General features: G+C 53.5%; 2 rRNA genes. Both read right to left on the reverse strand.

Annotated features, from left to right (window positions below):
* Nucleotides 1-93 precede the first annotated feature (93 nt).
* Nucleotides 94-205 (reverse strand): 5S ribosomal RNA (gene rrf / locus GKS34_RS23125).
* Nucleotides 206-292: 87 nt separating this feature from the next.
* Nucleotides 293-2,761, reverse strand: a 23S ribosomal RNA gene (locus GKS34_RS23130); the annotation flags it as partial.

Genomic DNA, 2,761 nt, shown 5'->3' on the forward strand with positions numbered 1-2,761 from the left:
TATCTGCGGTATCTGTGGTGGGTATTTTATTGCCTTGGGGTATAAGGGCATAAAAAAAGCCCTTATGGCGTTAACCAAAGGGCTTTTAAATAAATGAGGCGGCGACCTACTCTCCCGGGTGTAACCCCAGTACCATCGGCGCTGCAGGGCTTAACTTCTCTGTTCGGGATGGGAAGAGGTGGGTCCCCTGCGCCGGGCCGCCTATGTCTTGGGATGCGGTAACGTTACCACATCTGCTATGTCTTTGTTCTTTTATGACAGTGTCGTGCGGAAAATGCAATGATGGAAGTGTACGTTTAAGCTTTCGGGCTATTAGTACTGCTCGGCTATGCCATCTCTGACTTTACACCTGCAGCCTATCAACGTCATCGTCTCTGACGGCCCTGTTTGGAAGTCTCATCTTGGGGCGAGTTTCGCACTTAGATGCTTTCAGCGCTTATCTCTTCCCGACTTAGCTACCCGGCGGTGCAGTTGGCACCACAACCGGTACACCAGCGGTCGGTCCATCCCGGTCCTCTCGTACTAAGGACAGCCCCCCGCAGACTTCCCACGCCCGCAACAGATAGGGACCGAACTGTCTCACGACGTTCTGAACCCAGCTCGCGTGCCACTTTAATGGGCGAACAGCCCAACCCTTGGGACCTTCTCCAGCCCCAGGATGTGACGAGCCGACATCGAGGTGCCAAACCTCCCCGTCGATATGAGCTCTTGGGGGAGATCAGCCTGTTATCCCCAGAGTACCTTTTATCCTTTGAGCGACGGCCCTTCCATTCGGTACCGCCGGATCACTATACCCGACTTTCGTCCCTGCTCGGCATGTACGCCTCACAGTCAAGCTCCCTTTTGCTATTGCACTCCACGCACGGTTACCAAGCGTGCTGAGGGAACCTTTGGAAGCCTCCGTTACTCTTTTGGAGGCGACCACCCCAGTCAAACTACCCACCAAACAATGTCTCCCTTCTCAGGGATTAGACACCAGGCACACAGAGGGCCGTATTTCAACGTTGGCTCCACAACGCCTGGCGACGCCGCTTCATTGCCTCCGGCCTATCCTACACACCGTGTACCCGATGCCAATGTTAAGTTGCAGTAAAGGTTCATGGGGTCTTTCCGTCCCGTTGCGGGTACGCGGCATCTTCACCGCGACTACAATTTCACCGAGCTCATGGCTGAGACAGTGCCCAGATCGTTACACCATTCGTGCAGGTCGGAACTTACCCGACAAGGAATTTCGCTACCTTAGGACCGTTATAGTTACGGCCGCCGTTTACCGGGGCTTCGGTTCAACGCTTCTCTTGCGATAACGTCCCCCCTTAACCTTCCGGCACCGGGCAGGTGTCAGGCCTTATACTTCATCTTTCGATTTCGCAAAGCCATGTGTTTTTGATAAACAGTCGCCTGGGCCTTTTCACTGCGGCCTCTCACGCCGAAACGTGAGGAGGCGCCCCTTCTCCCGAAGTTACAGGGCCATTTTGCCGAGTTCCTTAGCCATGATTCACTCGAGCACCTTGGGATACTCTCCCCAACCACCTGTGTCGGTTTGCGGTACGGGCATTTATACGCTTGACGCTAGAGGTTTTTCTTGGAAGCTCTTAGGACCACTATCCGATTGTCCGAAGACGCTCGGTACTATCAGGTTCGGCTAAAGCTGCGCATTTTACTACAGCTCAAATACCTACACCCTTCAACCCGGTATTCCGTCACCGGGCGGGCCTTTCAACGCTCCGTCACCCCTTCACCTGTATAAACGGTATGGGAATATTAACCCATTTGCCATCGGAATCCCCCTTCGGGTTATCCTTAGGTCCCGACTGACCCTGATCCGATTAGCGTTGATCAGGAATCCTTGGTTTTACGGTGTGGATGTTGTTCCCATCCATTATCGTTACTTATGCCTACATTTGCTTTTCCGGAAGCTCCACCACTCATCACCAAATGGATTCACTGCCGCCGGAATGCTCCCCTACCACTACTCCCGATAAATCGGGATATAATCCTTTGCTTCGGTACCGCGCTTGATGCCCGATTATTATCGACGCCCTGCCGCTCGACCAGTGAGCTGTTACGCACTCTTTAAAGGAATAGCTGCTTCCAAGCTAACCTCCTGGCTGTCTCTGCAGCTGGACCACCTTTGTTCAACTTAGCGCGGATTTTGGGACCTTAGCAGTAGGTCTGGGTTCTTTCCCTCTCGGACTCGGACCTTAGCACCCGAGCCCTCACTGACGGTTCTGTAAAACGGCATTCGGAGTTCGTCAGGATTTGGTAGGATGTGACTCCCCCTAGTCCTATCGGTAGCTCTACCTCCGTCTTACAATTCCCGACGCTGTTCCTAAAAACATTTCGGGGAGTACGAGCTATTTCTCAGTTTGATTGGCCTTTCACCCCTACCCACAGCTCATCCGGAAGCTTTTCAACGCTTATCGGTTCGGTCCTCCACTCTGTTTTACCAGAGCTTCAACCTGGCCATGGGTAGATCACTAAGTTTCGCGTCTGCCCCCACCGACTATATCGCCCTGTTCGGACTCGCTTTCGCTACGGCTCCCCGCGTCTACACGGTTAACCTTGCCGGTGAGGAGCAACTCGTAGGCTCATTATGCAAAAGGCACGCCGTCACTCTGACAAGTCAAAGCTCCGACCGCTTGTAGGCGTACGGTTTCAGGTTCTTTTCACCCCGTTATTCACGGTACTTTTCACCTTTCCCTCACGGTACTCGTTCACTATCGGTCTCCGGGGAGTATTTAGCCTTACCGGATGGTGCCGG

The sequence above is a fragment of the Cyclobacterium jeungdonense genome, assembly GCF_010994275.1.
Taxonomy (GTDB): Bacteria; Bacteroidota; Bacteroidia; order Cytophagales; family Cyclobacteriaceae; genus Cyclobacterium; species Cyclobacterium jeungdonense.